We start from the raw sequence: 15822 nt of genomic DNA on the forward strand, positions 1-15822 counted from the left end.
GCGGTGGCGTGGTGTGCGGCCGCAAGGGCCGCTTGCCCAAGGGTCTACTTCTTCAGGCTGTCGCGGATTTCGCGCAGCAGCACGATGTCTTCGGGGGGCGCCACCGGTGCGGCGGGGGCGGGAGGGACTTCGCGCTTGAGGCGATTGATCTGCTTGATCATCATGAAGATGATGAACGCCAGGATCACAAAGTTGACCGCCACAGTCAGGAAGTTGCCATAGGCAAACACGGGTACGCCCGCTTTTTTCAGGGCATCGAGCGTGGTGCCCGTGCCCGGGGGCACGTTGCCCAGCACGATGAACAGGTTGGAGAAATCGAGCTTGCCAAAGACCAGCCCCACCACGGGCATGATCAGGTCCGCTACCACCGAATCCACGATCTTGCCAAAGGCACCGCCAATGATGACGCCCACCGCGAGGTCAATCACATTGCCCTTGACCGCGAACTCCCTGAACTCTTGCATCATCCCCATGTGGTTTCTCCTTGTAAAACGGTGATAGGCGAGTATTGCCCGGTTCGCCCCTCTGTCAAGGCAGCAAACCACTTGGAAATAACCATTTTCACTCCGCTACAATTCGCGGTTGACCCCAATCTAGCGATGTTCATCGAGGATCCCCATGAGTGACACTCCAATCGACTCCAGCAAGCGGACGTGGATCATCACGTCAGCATGTGCTGGTGCGGTGGGCGGCGTGGCAACCGCCGTTCCTTTCGTGAGTACTTTCCAGCCCTCAGAGCGTGCCAAGGCCGCTGGTGCTGCAGTCGAGGTGGATATCTCCGCCCTCAAACCTGGAGAAAAGGTCACTGTGGAGTGGCGCGGCAAGCCCGTCTGGATCATCAAGCGCACGCCCGAGCAACTGGCAGAGCTGCCCAAGCTCGACGGCCAGCTCGCCGATCCCAAGTCGGAGCGCAAGCCCTCCGAACTCACGCCCGAGTACGCCCGCAACGAGGCGCGTTCGATCAAGCCAGAAATTTTTGTGGGTGTGGGCATCTGCTCGCACTTGGGTTGCTCGCCCTCCGACAAGTTCCAGCCCGGTGCACAGCCTTCGCTGCCCGATGACTGGAAGGGCGGCTTCCTGTGCCCCTGCCATGGCTCCACGTTCGACATGGCGGGCCGCGTCTTCAAGAACAAGCCAGCCCCCGACAACCTCGAGGTGCCTCCGCACATGTACCTGTCCGATACGCGCCTGCTGATCGGTGAAGACAAGAAGGCTTGACGGAGAACGACATGGCCCACGAATTCAAAGAAATCTCGCCGAACGCCTCCGCAGGCGCCAAGGTCGCCAACTGGTTCGAGAACCGGTTCCCGACGGCCTTCGACGCCTACAAGGTCCACATGTCGGAGTACTACGCTCCGAAGAACTTCAACTTCTGGTACATCTTCGGCTCGCTCGCGCTGGTCGTGCTGGTGATCCAGATTGTGACCGGCATCTTCCTGGTCATGCACTACAAGCCGGACGCCAATCTGGCGTTTGCCTCGGTCGAATACATCATGCGCGATGTGCCCTGGGGCTGGCTGATCCGCTACATGCACTCCACGGGCGCCTCGGCGTTCTTCGTGGTGGTGTATCTGCACATGTTCCGTGGTCTCATCTACGGCAGCTACCGCAAGCCGCGGGAGCTGGTTTGGATCTTCGGCTGTGCGATCTTCCTGTGCCTGATGGCCGAAGCCTTCATGGGTTACCTGCTGCCCTGGGGCCAGATGTCCTACTGGGGCGCCCAGGTGATCGTGAACCTGTTTGCCGCCATTCCCTTCATCGGTCCGGACCTGGCCCTGCTGATCCGTGGCGACTACGTGGTGGGCGACGCGACGCTGAACCGCTTCTTCAGCTTCCACGTGATTGCCGTGCCCCTGGTGCTGCTGGGCCTGGTGGTCGCGCACTTGCTGGCGCTGCACGACGTGGGCTCGAACAACCCCGATGGTGTGGAAATCAAGGGTCCCAAGGCTCCCAAGGATGCCAACGGCAAGCCACTCGATGGCGTGCCCTTCCACCCCTACTACACGGTGCATGACATCTTCGCGCTGAGCATGTTCCTGATGGCATTCACGGCTGTGGTGTTCTTCGCCCCCGAGTTCGGTGGCTACTTCCTCGAATACAACAACTTCATCCCTGCGGATCCGCTCAAGACCCCGGCCCACATTGCCCCGGTCTGGTACTTCACGCCGTTCTATTCGATGCTGCGTGCCATCACCACCGAGATGATGTACGTGCTCGTGTTGTGCGTGGTCGCTGGCGCCGGTTTTGGCGTGCTCAAGGCCAAGCTGCCCAGCTTTGTGAAGGCGGGTATCGCCGGTGCGGCCGTGGTGGTCATCGCCATGATGCTGTCCATCGATGCCAAGTTCTGGGGCGTGGTGGTGATGGGTGGCGCTGTGATCATCCTGTTCTTCCTGCCCTGGCTGGATCACAGCCCCGTCAAGTCGATCCGCTACCGCCCTGACTGGCACAAGTACCTCTACGGCGTGTTCGTGATCATCTTCCTGATCCTGGGCTACCTGGGTGTGCAGCCACCATCGCCGATCGGCGAGCGGGTGTCGCAAGTCGGAACGCTGTTCTACTTCGGCTTCTTCCTGCTGATGCCCTGGTGGAGCCGCATCGGTGAAACCAAGCCCGTGCCTGACCGCGTGACCTTTGTGGCGCACTGAGCCTGGAGATAACAACAATGAAGAAAATCATCCTCACGTTGATTGCCGCTGTGGGTCTGGTCACCGGTGCTGCCCATGCAGCAGGCGCTGACACCATCGCCTGGGACAAGGCGCCCAACAAGACCAACGATCTGGCCTCGCTGCAAAACGGCGCCAAGATCTTCGTCAACTACTGCCTCAGCTGCCACTCTGCTGCGTTCATGCGGTTCAACCGCCTGCGCGACATTGGCCTGACGGAGCAGCAGATCAAGGACAACCTGCTGTTCACCACCGACAAGGTGGGCGAAACCATGAAGGCGTCGATCGACCCGAAGCAGGCCAAGGAATGGTTTGGCGCCAACCCGCCCGACCTCACCGTGATCGCACGTTCGCGTGCAGGCCACGGCGGTACGGGGGCTGACTATCTGTACACCTTCCTGCGTACCTTCTACCGCGACGACACCAAGGCCACGGGCTGGAACAACCTGGCTTTCCCCAGCGTGGGCATGCCCCATGTGCTGTGGCAAATGCAAGGCGAACGTCGCCCCGTGTTTGAAGAGCACGAGAGCCATGGCCACAAGACCCAGGTGTTCAAGGGCTGGGAGCAGATCACTCCCGGCACGATGACGCCGCTGCAGTTCGACCAGAACATTGGCGACTTGGTGAACTACCTGCAGTGGATGGGTGAGCCCGCGCAAAACATCCGGTGGCGCGTCGGCGTCTGGGTGCTGATTTTCCTGGGCGTGTTCACCGTCATCGCTTGGCGCCTGAACGCCGCGTTCTGGAAGGACGTCAAGTAAACGCCAGATCCATCCCCAGCACCCTGCGGGGTGCCATTGGATTTATTGCAGAGTGGGCGCTTTTGGCGTCCCACTCTTTTGATTTTTAGGAGCCTCCCACCATGATGGTGCTTTATTCGGGTACGACCTGTCCCTTCTCCCACCGCTGCCGCTTTGTCCTGTTTGAAAAGGGCATGGACTTTGAAATCCGCGATGTGGACCTGTACAACAAGCCCGAAGACATCAGCGTGATGAACCCGTACGGCCAGGTGCCCATCCTGGTCGAGCGCGACCTGATCCTGTACGAGTCGAACATCATCAATGAGTACATCGATGAGCGTTTTCCTCACCCCCAACTGATGCCCGGTGACCCGGTGGACCGCGCCCGCGTGCGCCTGTTCCTGCTCAACTTCGAGAAGGAACTGTTCGTGCATGTGAACACGCTCGAGTCGCGCGCCACCAAGGGCAATGAAAAGGCGCTGGAAAAGGCCCGCGCGCACATTCGCGACCGCCTGACGCAGCTGGCCCCCGTGTTCCTCAAGAACAAGTACATGCTGGGCGACAACTTCTCGATGCTGGACGTGGCCATTGCACCGCTGCTGTGGCGCCTCGACTACTACGGCATTGACCTGTCCAAGAATGCGGCCCCGCTGCTCAAGTACGCAGAGCGCATCTTCTCGCGCCCGGCCTACATCGAAGCGCTGACGCCGTCCGAAAAGGTCATGCGCAAGTAAGCAGCGGCCTGCAGACTTCACTTCTTCCATCGCAGCCGTAACAACGCCATCCATGACCGCACAGGAATCGACCTCCACGCGCCCCTATCTCATTCGTGCACTCTACGAATGGTGTACCGACAACGGGCTGACGCCTTATGTGGCGGTTCGTGTGGATGATTCCGTGCAGGTGCCGCGCGAGTATGTGAAGGACGGTGAAATCGTTCTGAACATCAGCTTTGATGCCACCAGCGCGTTGCAGCTGGGCAATGAATTCATCGAATTCAAAGCCCGATTTGGCGGCAAGCCCCGCGAAATCCTGGTGCCCGTGGGCCGTGTGATTGCCATCTATGCCCGCGAGAACGGTCAAGGCATGGCGTTTCCACCCCCGGTGGATCTGCTGTCTTCTGCTGAAGGGGCTCCGGCAGCACTGTCTGCGGCGGGGGCTCCTGCTGCCGCGCCAGCGGAGGAGGCGTCGGCCGCAGCTGCTGAAGATCGCGTTGTGCAACTGGTGGGGGTGGAAGACGGTCACAAGGACGATGGGGGCGATGCGCCCCGGCCTCCGCCTTCTCAGGGTGGCGCGCGTCCCTCGCTGAAGCGCATCAAATAACGCGTTTTCAAATTTCGGGCGGTTTTTACAGGATAAAATATCGCCTTCGCCGGTTTAGCTCAGTTGGTAGAGCACCCGCCTTGTAAGCGGTAGGTCGTCAGTTCGATTCCGACAACCGGCACCATCTCTCTTCTTTTCGCATTCCCTGGCCCGACGCTTGCCGTCAGGTTTGAACTTTCAGGCGAATCGCGTTAACCTCCCACCCCCGACTGCGCAGATGCGCCTGCAAAGCAGGCAGCAGTTGGCGTATTTTTGCCGCCGCAGCGTTGCTCTTTACCAGCAGGCACCAGCTGTCCCCGTCGATGGGACCCGCCTGAACTGCGGGGCGCAGCGCGGCGGGGATCAGCAATTCAATGGCCTTGAGCCGATCACTGGAGTCGCGTGTCAGCGCTGTGAGCCTGGCCAGCGTGGGGGATTCCTCACTGGCCTGCTGCAGGGTGACGGCGTAGTGGCGGCGATTCATGGCGTAGCGTCTTCGGGCGTGGAGTATGGACAGTGCATTTGATTATCACGGACGCCAGGCTGGCGCGCAGCCGGGCCATTCATTTGTCTGGCACACGCCTATTACTGGCAGGGCTTGCGGTATCGCTTTGCTTGATGGTGGTGGCGGCAGGGCTGTACCACTGGGTGTTTCTGAAGGGCGCGCGCGAGGGTTGGCCCATTGTGGGCTCGCTGGTGCGTCTGGTGGTCAAGGACGAGTTCGCGGAGCGTGACCGTTTCATGCGTGCCAACCTGGACGCTATGGCCCGGCGTGTGGGTGAAATGCAGGCGCGCATGGTGCAGCTGGAGTCCCTGGGGGACCGTGTGCTGGGCTTGGCAGGCATGGCGCCTGCGGACATCCCGAAGCAGGATGCGCGCGGAGGTGCCTTGGTGAGTGCTCGCAATCTGTCGATGGAAGAGCTGCAGGCCACGCTGGATGATCTGGAACGCATGACCAATCAGCGTGTGGATCTGATGACAGTGCTGGAGTCCCGTCTGTTTGATCAGCACATTCGCAAGAAGATGATCCCGACCCACGCGCCTGTCACGGGGCGCGTGGCAGGTTCTGGATTTGGCTGGCGGGTCGATCCCATCACGGGGCAGTCGGCCTTGCACACGGGGCTGGATTTCCAAGCAGATACCGGCACGCCCATCCTGGCGGCGGCCGGGGGCGTGGTCGTGACCCAGGAATACCACTCTGCCTACGGCAACATGATCGAGGTAGACCATGGCAACCAGCTGGTGACACGCTACGCCCATGCCTCGCGCGTCCTGGTCAAACAAGGCGATATCGTGCGTCGCGGGCAAAAGATTGCAGAGATTGGCACCACCGGTCGCTCCACGGGCCCCCATCTGCACTTTGAGGTGCTGGTGCAGGGGGTTTTCCAGGATCCTCAGAAGTTTCTGAATGCGGGCGGTACAGCCACCGGGGCGCAGGTCGCCGCCGTTCAGCCCTCCCCGCTGGCGGGACAGCCGGCTACCCCGGCAACGGGCAGGTAAAATCGCGGGTCCGGCGTTCTCTGCCCGCCGTTGCAATGCTTGCAATACCGGTCGCAGGACCCATCTGAACTCAATTCATCTTAGGGATTTCGGTCGCCTGACGCGCTGATGGCAGCGGGACAGGCGGTCCTGTTCGCATGGCCACCAACTTCCTCACCAAAATATTCGGCAGCCGCAATGACCGGCTTCTCAAGCAGTACCGCAAGACGGTGAACCGCATCAATGCGATGGAGCCCGAGTACGAGAAGCTGTCGGACGAGCAGCTCCGGGCCAAGACGCAGGAGTTCAAGGACCGCGTGGCCAAAGGCGAGTCGCTGGACAGCATCCTTCCCGAAGCGTTTGCCGTGGTGCGCGAGGGCTCCAAGCGCATCATGAAGATGCGGCACTTTGATGTGCAGCTGCTGGGCGGCATGGCGCTGCACTTCGGCAAGATCGCCGAAATGCGCACCGGCGAAGGCAAGACCCTGACGGCCACACTGCCGGTGTACCTCAATGCCCTCTCGGGCAAGGGCGTGCACGTGGTGACTGTGAATGACTACCTCGCCAATCGCGACGCGCAGTGGATGGGGCGCCTGTACAACTTCCTGGGTCTCACGGTGGGCATCAACCTGCCCAACATGCCCCGTGAAGAAAAGCAGGCGGCGTACCGGGCCGACATCACCTACGGCACCAACAACGAATACGGCTTTGACTACCTGCGTGACAACATGGTCTACGAGGCGCAGGACCGCGTTCAGCAGGGCCTGAACTTCGCCATCGTGGACGAGGTGGACTCCATCCTGATCGATGAGGCCCGCACGCCGCTCATCATCAGCGGTCAGGCCGAAGACCACACGGCGATGTACATCGCCATGAACAAGGTGGTGCCCCTGTTGGTGCGCCAAGAGGGCGAAGCCGACCCCCGCACGGGTGAGGGCGTGACCAAGCCCGGCGACTTCACGCTGGACGAAAAAACCCATCAGGTGTTCCTGACCGAGCAAGGCCACGAGACGGCCGAACGCATTCTGGCGTCCCACGGCCTGATCGCCGAAGGCGCGTCGGTGTACGACCCGGCCAACATCACGCTGATGCACCACCTGTATGCGGCGCTGCGGGCCAACCACCTGTACCACCGCGATCAGCACTACGTGGTGCAAAACGGCGAGATCGTCATCGTGGACGAGTTCACCGGCCGCCTGATGTCGGGCCGCCGCTGGAGCGAAGGCCTGCACCAGGCCGTGGAAGCCAAGGAAGGGGTGAACATCCAGGCCGAGAACCAGACGCTGGCCTCCATCACCTTCCAGAACTATTTCCGCCTGTACAGCAAGCTCGCTGGCATGACGGGCACAGCCGACACCGAAGCCTATGAGTTCCAGGAAATCTATGGCCTGGAAACCATGGTCATTCCGCCCAACCGGCCCAGCAAGCGCGACGACCAGCTGGACCGCGTGTACAAGACCACGCGTGAGAAGTACGAAGCTGCGATCAAGGACATCCGCGAATGCCACGAGCGCGGCCAGCCCGTGTTGGTGGGCACGACGTCGATCGAGAACTCCGAAATCATCGACCAGCTTCTGAACAAGGAAGGCCTGCCCCACCAGGTGCTCAATGCCAAGCAGCACGCCCGTGAGGCCGACATCGTGGCCCAGGCGGGTCGTGAGGGCATGATCACCATCGCCACCAACATGGCCGGCCGTGGTACCGACATCGTGCTGGGCGGCAACATCGAGAAGGATGTGGCAGCCATCGAAGCCGACGAATCCCTGTCCGAGTCGGAGCGCGCCGCCAAGGTGGCCGCGCTGCGCGAGCAGTGGAAGGTGGACCACGAGAAGGTCAAGGCCTTGGGAGGCCTGCGCATCATCGCCACTGAACGCCATGAGTCGCGCCGCATCGACAACCAGCTGCGTGGCCGTTCGGGCCGCCAGGGCGACCCAGGTTCGTCGCGTTTCTACCTGAGCCTGGACGACTCGCTCATGCGCATCTTCGCGGGCGACCGCGTCAAGGCGATCATGGACCGCCTGAAGATGCCCGATGGCGAAGCCATTGAAGCGGGCATCGTGACCCGTAGCATCGAGTCGGCCCAGCGCAAGGTGGAGGCCCGCAACTTCGACATCCGCAAGCAATTGTTGGAATACGACGATGTGGCCAACGACCAGCGCAAGGTGATCTACCAGCAGCGCAACGACATTCTGGACGCGACGGACCTTTCGGACGTGATCGCCGCCATGCGCGAAGACTGCATGACCGATCTGGTGCGTCAGTATGTGCCTGCCGAATCGGTGGAAGAGCAGTGGGATCTGGCTGCGCTGGAGAAGGCGCTTGCAGAAGAATGGCAGGTATCGATTGCGCTGCAGCAGGAAGTGCAGGGCGCCAATGCGATCACCGACGATGAAATCCTGGACAAGGTCTTGCAGGCAGCACATGCGGCCTTCAATGCCAAGGTCGAGCAGGTGGGCCGCGAGAACTTCACGCAGTTTGAGCGTGTGGTGTTGCTCCAGAACTTTGACTCCAACTGGCGCGATCATTTGAGCGCCCTCGACTACCTGCGCCAGGGCATTCACCTGCGCGGCTATGCGCAAAAGCAGCCCAAGCAGGAGTACAAGCGCGAGGCCTTCGAGCTGTTCCGCCAGCTCATCGACCAGGTCAAGAACGAGGTCACCAAGATCCTCATGACCGTGCAGGTGCAGTCGCAGGCGCAACTCGACCAGGCTGCGCAGGACATGGAGCAGCGCGCCGAAAGCATTGCCAACGTGACCTACACCGCACCCACCGAAACCGGCGAGGTGGAAACCACGGTGGATGCACAGACCGTGGCCCAGCAAGCGGTGCCTGAAGGCATGCGCGTGGGCCGCAACGACCCCTGCCCTTGCGGCAGTGGCAAGAAGTACAAGCAGTGCCACGGCAAACTGGCTTGATTTCCTGATCCAGACAACACGGGCTTCGGCCCGTGTTTTCATTGGCGCGCCACGGTTTTCCGGATAATCGGCCGCAGTTTTTTGAGAAAGACCCCCATGCCCGTCAATCTAGTCGCCCCCGTTGCTGCCGATCTGCACCCCATCGCCGGTGTGCGCATCGGTGTTGCCGAAGCCGGTGTCCGCAAGGCCCACCGCAAGGACCTCACCGTGTTCCTGCTGGACGAGGGCGCCAGCGTGGCGGGCGTGTTCACGCAGAACCGCTTTTGCGCAGCGCCGGTGCAGATCAGCCGCGAGCACTTGAGCAGCGGCCAGCCCATTCGCGCCATGGTCATCAACACGGGCAACGCCAATGCAGGTACCGGGGCTGACGGCCTGGCGCGTGCGCGCGCCACCTGCATTGCGCTCGCTCGTCAGCTGAGTGTGGCGCCCGAGCAGATCCTGCCGTTCTCGACCGGCGTGATCATGGAGCCGCTGCCCAACGACCGCATCGAAGCGGGACTGCCCACCGCCATCGCCGATGCGCAGCCCGGCCATTGGGCCCGTGCTGCCGAGGGCATCATGACCACCGACACACTGCCCAAGGCGTTCTCTGCGCAGGTGCAGATCGGTGGCGCCACAGTGTCCATCACGGGCATCAGCAAGGGCGCGGGCATGATCCGCCCCAACATGGCCACCATGTTGGGCTTCCTGGCCACGGACGCTTGCGTGGCGCCCGCCGTCATGCAGCAACTGGCGCGTGAACTGGCGGACGGCTCCTTCAACCGCGTCACCATCGACGGCGACACATCGACGAATGACTCCTTCGTGGTCGTTGCCACCAACAAGGCAGCGCATGCGCCCGTGACCTCGCTGGACAGCGCGGAAGGCCAGGCCCTGAAGGCCGCGATGCTTTCGGTGTCGCAAAAGCTGGCGCAGGCCATCGTGCGCGATGGCGAGGGGGCGACCAAGTTCATCACGGTGCGGGTTGAGGGTGGCAAGACCGGTGAGGAGTGCCGCAAGGTGGCCTACGCCATTGCCCATTCGCCACTGGTCAAGACGGCCTTTTTTGCCAGCGACCCGAACCTGGGCCGCATCCTGGCGGCCGTGGGCTACGCTGGCATTGACGACCTGGACCAGACCGGCATCGACCTGTACCTGGACGATGTGCATGTGGCGCTGCAAGGGGGGCGCAACCCCGCCTATCGCGAAGAAGACGGCCAGCGCGTGATGAAGCAGAGCGAGATCACCGTGAGGGTGCTGCTGGGACGTGGAACCGCAGCAGACACGGTGTGGACCTGCGACTTCAGCCACGAGTACGTGACCATCAACGCAGACTACCGCTCGTGAGCTGGGTTTGCTATCTTTGTGATAGCTGTTGAGGCATATTCCACTAGCGCATGTGGCCACAATGAACGAAAAATTTGAACGCTTGATCGAGCGTGCCGAGCAGCTCATCGCCCGCATCGAGTCGGTGCTGCCCCAGCCGCTGGGAGCACCCGACTGGTCCACATCCATTGCCTGGCGCTACCGCAAGCGCAGCAGTGGGCATGGCACGCTGGAGCCCGTGCGCCATGTGGGCGCGATGCGGCTGGCAGACCTCAAAGAAATCGATCCGCAAAAGGAAAAGATCGAGCGCAACACCCAGCAGTTTGTGCAGGGTAAGCCCGCCAACAATGTGCTGCTGACCGGTGCCCGTGGTACCGGCAAGTCGTCGCTGATCAAGGCCTGCTTGAACGCTTACGCAGCCGAAGGCCTGCGCCTGATCGAGGTGGACAAGGCCGACCTGACCGACCTGCCGGACATCGTGGATGTGGTGTCTGACCGGCCCGAGAAATTCATCGTCTTCTGCGACGACCTGAGCTTTGAGGACGGCGAACCAGGCTACAAGGCGCTCAAGTCGATCTTGGACGGCTCGGTGGCGGCGGCCACTCCCAATGTGCTGATCTACGCCACGAGTAACCGGCGCCACCTGCTGCCGGAGTACATGGCCGACAACCTCACCTACACCCACACCGAAGACGGTGAGGTGCACCCGGGCGAGGTGGTGGAAGAGAAGATTTCGCTGTCCGAGCGCTTCGGCCTGTGGGTCAGTTTCTACCCGTTCAGCCAGCAGGAGTACCTGACCATCGTGGCGCAGTGGCTATCGTCGTTCGGCGTGCCCGCGCAGGCCATTGAGGAGGCGCGGCCTGAGGCGCTGGTCTGGGCGCTGGAGCGTGGCTCGCGCAGCGGCCGCGTGGCGTACCAGTTTGCGCGCGACTATGCGGGGCGCCATGGTGGCTGAAAATATCGCCCCTCATGGCACGCCAGCCGTTGCCGAACGCAAACACACCGAAGTGGCTGTCGGCATCCTGCTGCGCGATGATGGCGCGATGCTGCTGTCCACCCGCCCGCCGGGCAAGCCCTACGCGGGGTACTGGGAGTTTCCGGGCGGCAAGCTCGAAGCGGGTGAGACGGTGGAGCAGGCCCTGCGCCGCGAACTGATCGAGGAGCTGGGCGTGGCCATCGGTCCGGCCAGTGTCTGGAAAGTGACCGAACACGATTACCCCCATGCGCTGGTTCGCCTGCACTGGTGCAAGGTCTGGGAATGGACCGGCGAGTTCGAGATGCGCGAAGGCCAGTCCATGGCCTGGCAGCAAATGCCTATTACGGTGTCTCCCGTGCTGCCGGGTGCCTATCCGGTGCTGCAATGGCTGGCTGAGGAACGGGGTTTGCACTCTGCGGTGGAGTGAGATCCCCACCTGTATGGGACTGATTTACTATTGAATTAGTAGCTTCTCAGGCATGCAGTACTGGCGCTTCCGCTGGTTTTTGACGAAATGGCTCCTGGAAGGAGCCTGTGATCGTGGTCAATGCTGCTGGCGCGGGTCGCCATGGGGGGCGTCGTCTGGCGGTGCTTCGGTGGGCATGCGAAAGCTTTCGCTGGCCCATGCACCGAGGTCTAACTGTTTGCAGCGCTCACTGCAAAAAGGGCGGTACACGTTCGCGGGGCTGTACACGCTATCGCCGCCGCAGCTGGGGCAGGTGACGATGCGCGCCTGCGAGGAGGGGGCTGGGGAGTGGGGCATCCTGGGGTGATCCTCTTGCTCAAATCGGCCGGCCTGATCTTCTGCGGGCCTCGGCGCGATGCAGTCTCTGGGCTTGGGCTAGGGTTTGCTAAGGCCTATGCGCACAGGGTCAGTTCAAATGCTGCGTCTTCGTTGCAGGCGTGCAAGCGCCCATCAGGTTCCAGCCGCATGAGCCGCACCGAGACAATCAAGCGGTTGCCACTGATTTCCGGGATCAGGTTCAGCGCCGGGTCGATGCGAAGTCGCAGCAGCTGGAAGGTGCGGCCCTGGGGCAGGTTTTGCTGAAACTGCCCACGTTCGGCAGCCACCTTTTGGGGCACGCCTGAATCGCGCAGGAGCTTGAGCAACACATAGATCGACTCGGCAAGGGGGGCCAGGGTGGAGGCCCACTCTTCCAGCGCCTGCTGGCGCACTGCGGGAGTATGGTGCTGCCACGCGTAATAGGCGGGCAGGTCAAAGCCGCAGGTCCCACCCGGAATGCCGATGCGGCTGCGGATGCTCATCAGCCAGTCGTTTTCTGTCAGCGCATGGCCCGACTTGCCGCTTTGGGTGTTGAGCGCCACAAAGCACCGGTCCAACTGGCTGATAACCGCGTCGAGCGCCGCTTCTGAAATGGAGGGGTTGCCCCGGTAGGCGTCGAGCTGGTGCTTGTGTTTTTCGATGTCCTTGAGCACATCCGACTTCAGATCGGCCCGGGCGGCCACGTCCATGATCTCGAAGATCGTGACCAGGGCGAAGTGGTGATCCAGCGCGTGGGGCCGGGGGATCAATTCCCCCAAGCGGCGGAACAGCTGCTCCAGCCGCAGGTAGGTTCTGAGACGCTCGTTAAAGGGGTATTCGTAAAGGATCACGCTGGCGGGTTCCTAGAGGCGCAGGCAGTATTCTGACGCCGGTGGCGCACGGCATGGGGCGAAAGCACAAACGGTTTCGTGCGCATCATAGCCCGAACAGTGTGGCCACTTGCCGTACCTCGGCCTGCAACTGCTCCAGTGTGCAGTGTGCGTCGTTGGCAATCAGCACATCGGCCACCGCCCTGCGCGCTGAGCGCGTGGCTTGTGAGGCAATGATTCCCTGTACGGTTTCAGCGGACAGACCGCTGCGCCGCACGACCCGAGTGATCTGGGTCTGTTCTGTGCAGTCCACCACAACCACTGCGTCAAGCTGGCGAGCCCATCGCCCGGACTCTGTGAGCAGTGGGATGTCGTGCACGATCAATCCGGCGCCAGCCTGCAAGGCATGCTCAATCCGTTGCTCGCTGTGCAGGGCCACCAAAGGGTGCACGATGGCCTCCAGCTGGCTACGGGCCTCCGGTTGGCTGAAGGCCAGTTGCCGCATGCGCGCGCGGTCCAACGCTCCCGATGCATCGACATACGCGTCACCGAAGGTACTTTGGATGGCTGACATGGCCGCGCCCCCGGGCCCGGTCACTTCCCGAGAAATCTGGTCGGCATCAATCAGGGCAGCGCCAAGGGCTGCCAGCATTTGACCCACGGTGCTCTTGCCACTGCCAATGCCGCCTGTCAGTCCCACGCGCAAGGGCTGTCGGGAGGTTGCCATGGAGGTCTGTCAGAGTCCGAAGAGCCCGAGCACCGTACCCAGAATGGCGTTGGGCCCAAACACCATCGCGGTGAGCCCTGCGCCGACCAGAAAGGGGCCGAATGGGATGTAGCCACCTTCACGCAAGCTGCTGAAAATCTTCATGGCGATCCCGATGATGGCGCCAATGACCGAAGACATCAGAATAATGGGCACCAGGGCCTGCCAGCCGAACCAGGCCCCCAAAGCCGCAAACAGCTTGAAGTCTCCGTAGCCCATCCCTTCCTTGCCGGTGGCCAGCTTGAATCCCCAATACACCAGCCAGAGCGATAGGTATCCTGCTGCTGCACCCATGACCGAGGCAAACAACGGCACATTCGTCCATTGCAGGGCCGACGCCAGCAACCCTGCCCAGAGCAAGGGCAGGGTAATGTCATCTGGCAAGAGTGTGGTGTCCCAGTCAATGAACGCCAAAGCCACCAGGGCGGCCGAAAAGCCGCACCATGCCAACCCAGCAGGTGTCGCGCCCCAGCGGTGGATACAGAAAAAGAACAGCGCCCCCGTCGCCAACTCGACCAGCGGGTAGCGGGGGCTGATGCGCGTCTTGCAGGACAAGCAACGTCCGCGCAAGAACAGGTAACTCAAAACCGGAATGTTTTCATGCCACCGCACCACATGCCCACAAGCTGGGCAGCGGGACCGAGGCGTCATGAGGTTGAAGGTGGGCTGCGTATCCTCGGGCGGCTCTTTGCCCTGGTTGGATGCCTCGGCCTGCGCCAGCTCTGCCGCCCATTGCCTTTCCATCATTTTGGGAAGGCGGTAGATCACCACATTGAGAAAACTACCGAAAAGCAAACCAATCACGCCGCCAATAGCGGCATCCAACCATGCTTCCAGCACCATCACACAACCTGACCGAGCTTGAAGATGGGGAGGTACATCGACACCACGATACCGCCGATGAGTGTGCCCAGAAACACGATGATGATGGGTTCCATCAGGCTGGAAAGGCCTGCGACCATGTCGTCCACTTCGGCTTCATAGAAGTCTGCGGCCTTGCCGAGCATATGGTCGATGGAGCCGGATTCTTCACCGATGGCGCACATCTGTAGCACCATGGACGGAAAGATATTTGCATTTCCCATGGCTGCGGTGAGGCTAGTGCCTGTGGAGACTTCTTGTTGAATCTTGTCCGTGGCCATGGCGTACACCGAGTTGCCCGCAGCTCCCCCTACCGAATCGAGCGCCTCAACCAGTGGTACTCCGGCGGCGAACATGGTGGCCAGGGTTCGAGTCCAGCGGGCAACGCAGGATTTATCGATCAACTCCCCAAAAACAGGAACTCGGAGCAGAAGCCTGTCCATAAACATCTGCATTTTTTCATTACGACGCCATGCTTGCATAAAAAAGAAAAAACTCCCGCCGATAACTCCGAAAATTAACCACCACCATTTGACGAATATCTCACTGATCGCCATGACAAACAGGGTGGGCGCTGGCAGATCTGCGCCGAATGAGGTAAAAACCTCTTTGAATGCAGGAATTACGAAAATCATGATAACCGTCACAACCACGAATGCAACGATAATCACCGAGGAGGGGTACATCAGCGCTGATTTAATTTTTGATTTAATCGCTTCCGTTTTCTCCATGTACGTGGCCAAGCGATCTAGCAGGGCTTCCAAAATGCCTGCAGCTTCACCGGCTTCTACCAAATTACAATATAAACTATCAAAGTACATCGGGTACTTTCTAAAAGCACCATTGAGCGATGTTCCGGTCTCAATATCTGAACGGACATCGTTAAGCAGTTTGGTAACGCTCGCGTTGGTATTGCCGCGACCTACAATGTCGAAAGCCTGCAAAAGTGGTACACCAGCCTTCATCATTGTTGCCAACTGGCGTGTGAACAGCGCGATATCCTTCGGCTTGATCTTTTTGCCTGAGCGCATGCGGCGCTTTTTAATTTTGGTGGGGAAAACCCCTTGGCGACGCAAGGTCGCTTGCACTTGGTTTTCTCCGGCCGCACGGATTTCTCCTCGCACTATCTTTCCGTTGCGGTCCTTGCCCTCCCACTCGAAGACAAAATCTTTAATATCTCTAGCTGATGCTGCGGTAGCCATGGTGCCCTCGTCCTCGAATA

17 protein-coding genes and 1 tRNA gene are annotated in these 15822 nt (G+C 61.0%); 11 read left to right on the forward strand and 7 right to left on the reverse strand.

Annotated features, from left to right (window positions below):
* Nucleotides 1-44: 44 nt before the first annotated feature.
* Nucleotides 45-473: a large conductance mechanosensitive channel protein MscL gene (gene mscL, locus ACODSU_RS05570; RefSeq protein WP_422848825.1), complete on the reverse strand. Its 429-nt coding sequence runs from the start codon at nt 471-473 to the stop codon at nt 45-47.
* A 145-nt stretch (nt 474-618) separates the two neighbouring features.
* Here mscL and petA point away from each other — a divergent pair, with 145 nt between their 5' ends.
* The 6 genes from petA to ACODSU_RS05600 all read left to right on the forward strand — a co-directional run bounded on the left by petA (nt 619) and on the right by ACODSU_RS05600 (nt 4850).
* Complete coding sequence (petA, locus tag ACODSU_RS05575; RefSeq protein ID WP_015012701.1) at nt 619-1218, forward strand: ubiquinol-cytochrome c reductase iron-sulfur subunit; 600 nt, start codon at nt 619-621, stop codon at nt 1216-1218.
* A gap of 11 nt (nt 1219-1229) precedes the next feature.
* Nucleotides 1230-2645 (forward strand): cytochrome b, encoded by a 1416-nt coding sequence (locus tag ACODSU_RS05580; RefSeq protein WP_488840730.1) that lies wholly within the window; start codon nt 1230-1232, stop codon nt 2643-2645.
* Nucleotides 2646-2662: 17 nt separating this feature from the next.
* Nucleotides 2663-3424: a cytochrome c1 gene (locus ACODSU_RS05585; RefSeq protein WP_060987277.1), complete on the forward strand. Its 762-nt coding sequence runs from the start codon at nt 2663-2665 to the stop codon at nt 3422-3424.
* A gap of 101 nt (nt 3425-3525) precedes the next feature.
* Nucleotides 3526-4137 carry a glutathione S-transferase N-terminal domain-containing protein gene (locus ACODSU_RS05590; protein WP_005794209.1) on the forward strand — a complete coding sequence of 204 codons (612 nt, stop codon included), beginning with the start codon at nt 3526-3528 and terminating at the stop codon, nt 4135-4137.
* 52 nt (nt 4138-4189) lie between these two features.
* On the forward strand, nt 4190-4726 hold the full coding sequence (locus ACODSU_RS05595; RefSeq protein ID WP_488840732.1) for a ClpXP protease specificity-enhancing factor: 537 nt from the start codon (nt 4190-4192) through the stop codon (nt 4724-4726).
* Nucleotides 4727-4774: 48 nt separating this feature from the next.
* Nucleotides 4775-4850, forward strand: a tRNA-Thr gene (locus ACODSU_RS05600).
* A gap of 39 nt (nt 4851-4889) precedes the next feature.
* Here ACODSU_RS05600 and ACODSU_RS05605 read toward each other — a convergent pair.
* On the reverse strand, nt 4890-5189 hold the full coding sequence (locus tag ACODSU_RS05605; RefSeq protein WP_015012705.1) for a hypothetical protein: 300 nt from the start codon (nt 5187-5189) through the stop codon (nt 4890-4892).
* A gap of 32 nt (nt 5190-5221) precedes the next feature.
* Between ACODSU_RS05605 and ACODSU_RS05610 the strand changes: the two genes are divergently transcribed.
* The 5 genes from ACODSU_RS05610 (at nt 5222) to ACODSU_RS05630 (ending at nt 11807) form a co-directional block, all read left to right on the forward strand.
* Nucleotides 5222-6205, forward strand: coding sequence for a M23 family metallopeptidase (locus ACODSU_RS05610; RefSeq protein ID WP_488840733.1), 984 nt, complete (start codon nt 5222-5224; stop codon nt 6203-6205).
* 137 nt (nt 6206-6342) lie between these two features.
* The gene (gene secA / locus ACODSU_RS05615) at nt 6343-9099 is read left to right on the forward strand and encodes a preprotein translocase subunit SecA (protein WP_015012707.1); all 2757 of its coding nucleotides are present in this window, start codon (nt 6343-6345) and stop codon (nt 9097-9099) included.
* Between the two features lie 96 nt (nt 9100-9195).
* Entirely contained in the window at nt 9196-10425 is a 1230-nt protein-coding gene (argJ, locus tag ACODSU_RS05620; RefSeq protein ID WP_488840736.1) for a bifunctional glutamate N-acetyltransferase/amino-acid acetyltransferase ArgJ, read from the forward strand.
* Between the two features lie 61 nt (nt 10426-10486).
* Nucleotides 10487-11359, forward strand: a complete 873-nt coding sequence (locus tag ACODSU_RS05625; protein ID WP_488840738.1) for an ATP-binding protein — start codon at nt 10487-10489, stop codon at nt 11357-11359.
* The gene (locus ACODSU_RS05630; RefSeq protein WP_488841015.1) at nt 11337-11807 is read left to right on the forward strand and encodes an NUDIX domain-containing protein; all 471 of its coding nucleotides are present in this window, start codon (nt 11337-11339) and stop codon (nt 11805-11807) included. The genes ACODSU_RS05625 and ACODSU_RS05630 overlap by 23 nt, the downstream gene beginning before the upstream one ends.
* 117 nt (nt 11808-11924) lie before the next feature.
* On the opposite strand, the gene ACODSU_RS05635 is transcribed toward ACODSU_RS05630, so the two are convergent.
* The 5 genes from ACODSU_RS05635 to ACODSU_RS05655 all read right to left on the reverse strand — a co-directional run bounded on the left by ACODSU_RS05635 (nt 11925) and on the right by ACODSU_RS05655 (nt 15802).
* On the reverse strand, nt 11925-12143 hold the full coding sequence (locus ACODSU_RS05635) for a DNA gyrase inhibitor YacG (protein WP_488840740.1): 219 nt from the start codon (nt 12141-12143) through the stop codon (nt 11925-11927).
* Between the two features lie 95 nt (nt 12144-12238).
* Entirely contained in the window at nt 12239-12994 is a 756-nt protein-coding gene (zapD, locus tag ACODSU_RS05640; RefSeq protein ID WP_488840742.1) for a cell division protein ZapD, read from the reverse strand.
* An 85-nt stretch (nt 12995-13079) separates the two neighbouring features.
* Complete coding sequence (gene coaE / locus ACODSU_RS05645; RefSeq protein WP_488840744.1) at nt 13080-13700, reverse strand: dephospho-CoA kinase; 621 nt, start codon at nt 13698-13700, stop codon at nt 13080-13082.
* A gap of 9 nt (nt 13701-13709) precedes the next feature.
* Nucleotides 13710-14582, reverse strand: a complete 873-nt coding sequence (locus tag ACODSU_RS05650; protein ID WP_488840746.1) for a prepilin peptidase — start codon at nt 14580-14582, stop codon at nt 13710-13712.
* Nucleotides 14582-15802 (reverse strand): type II secretion system F family protein, encoded by a 1221-nt coding sequence (locus tag ACODSU_RS05655; RefSeq protein WP_488840748.1) that lies wholly within the window; start codon nt 15800-15802, stop codon nt 14582-14584. The genes ACODSU_RS05650 and ACODSU_RS05655 overlap by 1 nt, the downstream gene beginning before the upstream one ends.
* Nucleotides 15803-15822 lie beyond the last annotated feature (20 nt).

This window comes from Acidovorax sp. FG48, from assembly GCF_057809085.1.

Excerpts from the sequence above, each read along its gene's own strand:
- mscL (WP_422848825.1), bottom strand. The coding sequence starts at position 473 with ATGGGGATGATGCAAGAGTTCAGGGAGTTCGCGGTCAAGGGCAATGTG.
- petA (WP_015012701.1), top strand. The coding sequence starts at position 619 with ATGAGTGACACTCCAATCGACTCCAGCAAGCGGACGTGGATCATCACG.
- ACODSU_RS05580 (WP_488840730.1), top strand. The coding sequence starts at position 1,230 with ATGGCCCACGAATTCAAAGAAATCTCGCCGAACGCCTCCGCAGGCGCC.
- ACODSU_RS05585 (WP_060987277.1), top strand. The coding sequence starts at position 2,663 with ATGAAGAAAATCATCCTCACGTTGATTGCCGCTGTGGGTCTGGTCACC.
- ACODSU_RS05590 (WP_005794209.1), top strand. The coding sequence starts at position 3,526 with ATGATGGTGCTTTATTCGGGTACGACCTGTCCCTTCTCCCACCGCTGC.
- ACODSU_RS05595 (WP_488840732.1), top strand. The coding sequence starts at position 4,190 with ATGACCGCACAGGAATCGACCTCCACGCGCCCCTATCTCATTCGTGCA.
- ACODSU_RS05605 (WP_015012705.1), bottom strand. The coding sequence starts at position 5,189 with ATGAATCGCCGCCACTACGCCGTCACCCTGCAGCAGGCCAGTGAGGAA.
- secA (WP_015012707.1), top strand. The coding sequence starts at position 6,343 with ATGGCCACCAACTTCCTCACCAAAATATTCGGCAGCCGCAATGACCGG.
- argJ (WP_488840736.1), top strand. The coding sequence starts at position 9,196 with ATGCCCGTCAATCTAGTCGCCCCCGTTGCTGCCGATCTGCACCCCATC.
- ACODSU_RS05625 (WP_488840738.1), top strand. The coding sequence starts at position 10,487 with ATGAACGAAAAATTTGAACGCTTGATCGAGCGTGCCGAGCAGCTCATC.
- ACODSU_RS05630 (WP_488841015.1), top strand. The coding sequence starts at position 11,337 with ATGCGGGGCGCCATGGTGGCTGAAAATATCGCCCCTCATGGCACGCCA.
- ACODSU_RS05635 (WP_488840740.1), bottom strand. The coding sequence starts at position 12,143 with ATGCCCCACTCCCCAGCCCCCTCCTCGCAGGCGCGCATCGTCACCTGC.
- coaE (WP_488840744.1), bottom strand. The coding sequence starts at position 13,700 with ATGGCAACCTCCCGACAGCCCTTGCGCGTGGGACTGACAGGCGGCATT.
- ACODSU_RS05650 (WP_488840746.1), bottom strand. The coding sequence starts at position 14,582 with ATGGTGCTGGAAGCATGGTTGGATGCCGCTATTGGCGGCGTGATTGGT.
- ACODSU_RS05655 (WP_488840748.1), bottom strand. The coding sequence starts at position 15,802 with ATGGCTACCGCAGCATCAGCTAGAGATATTAAAGATTTTGTCTTCGAG.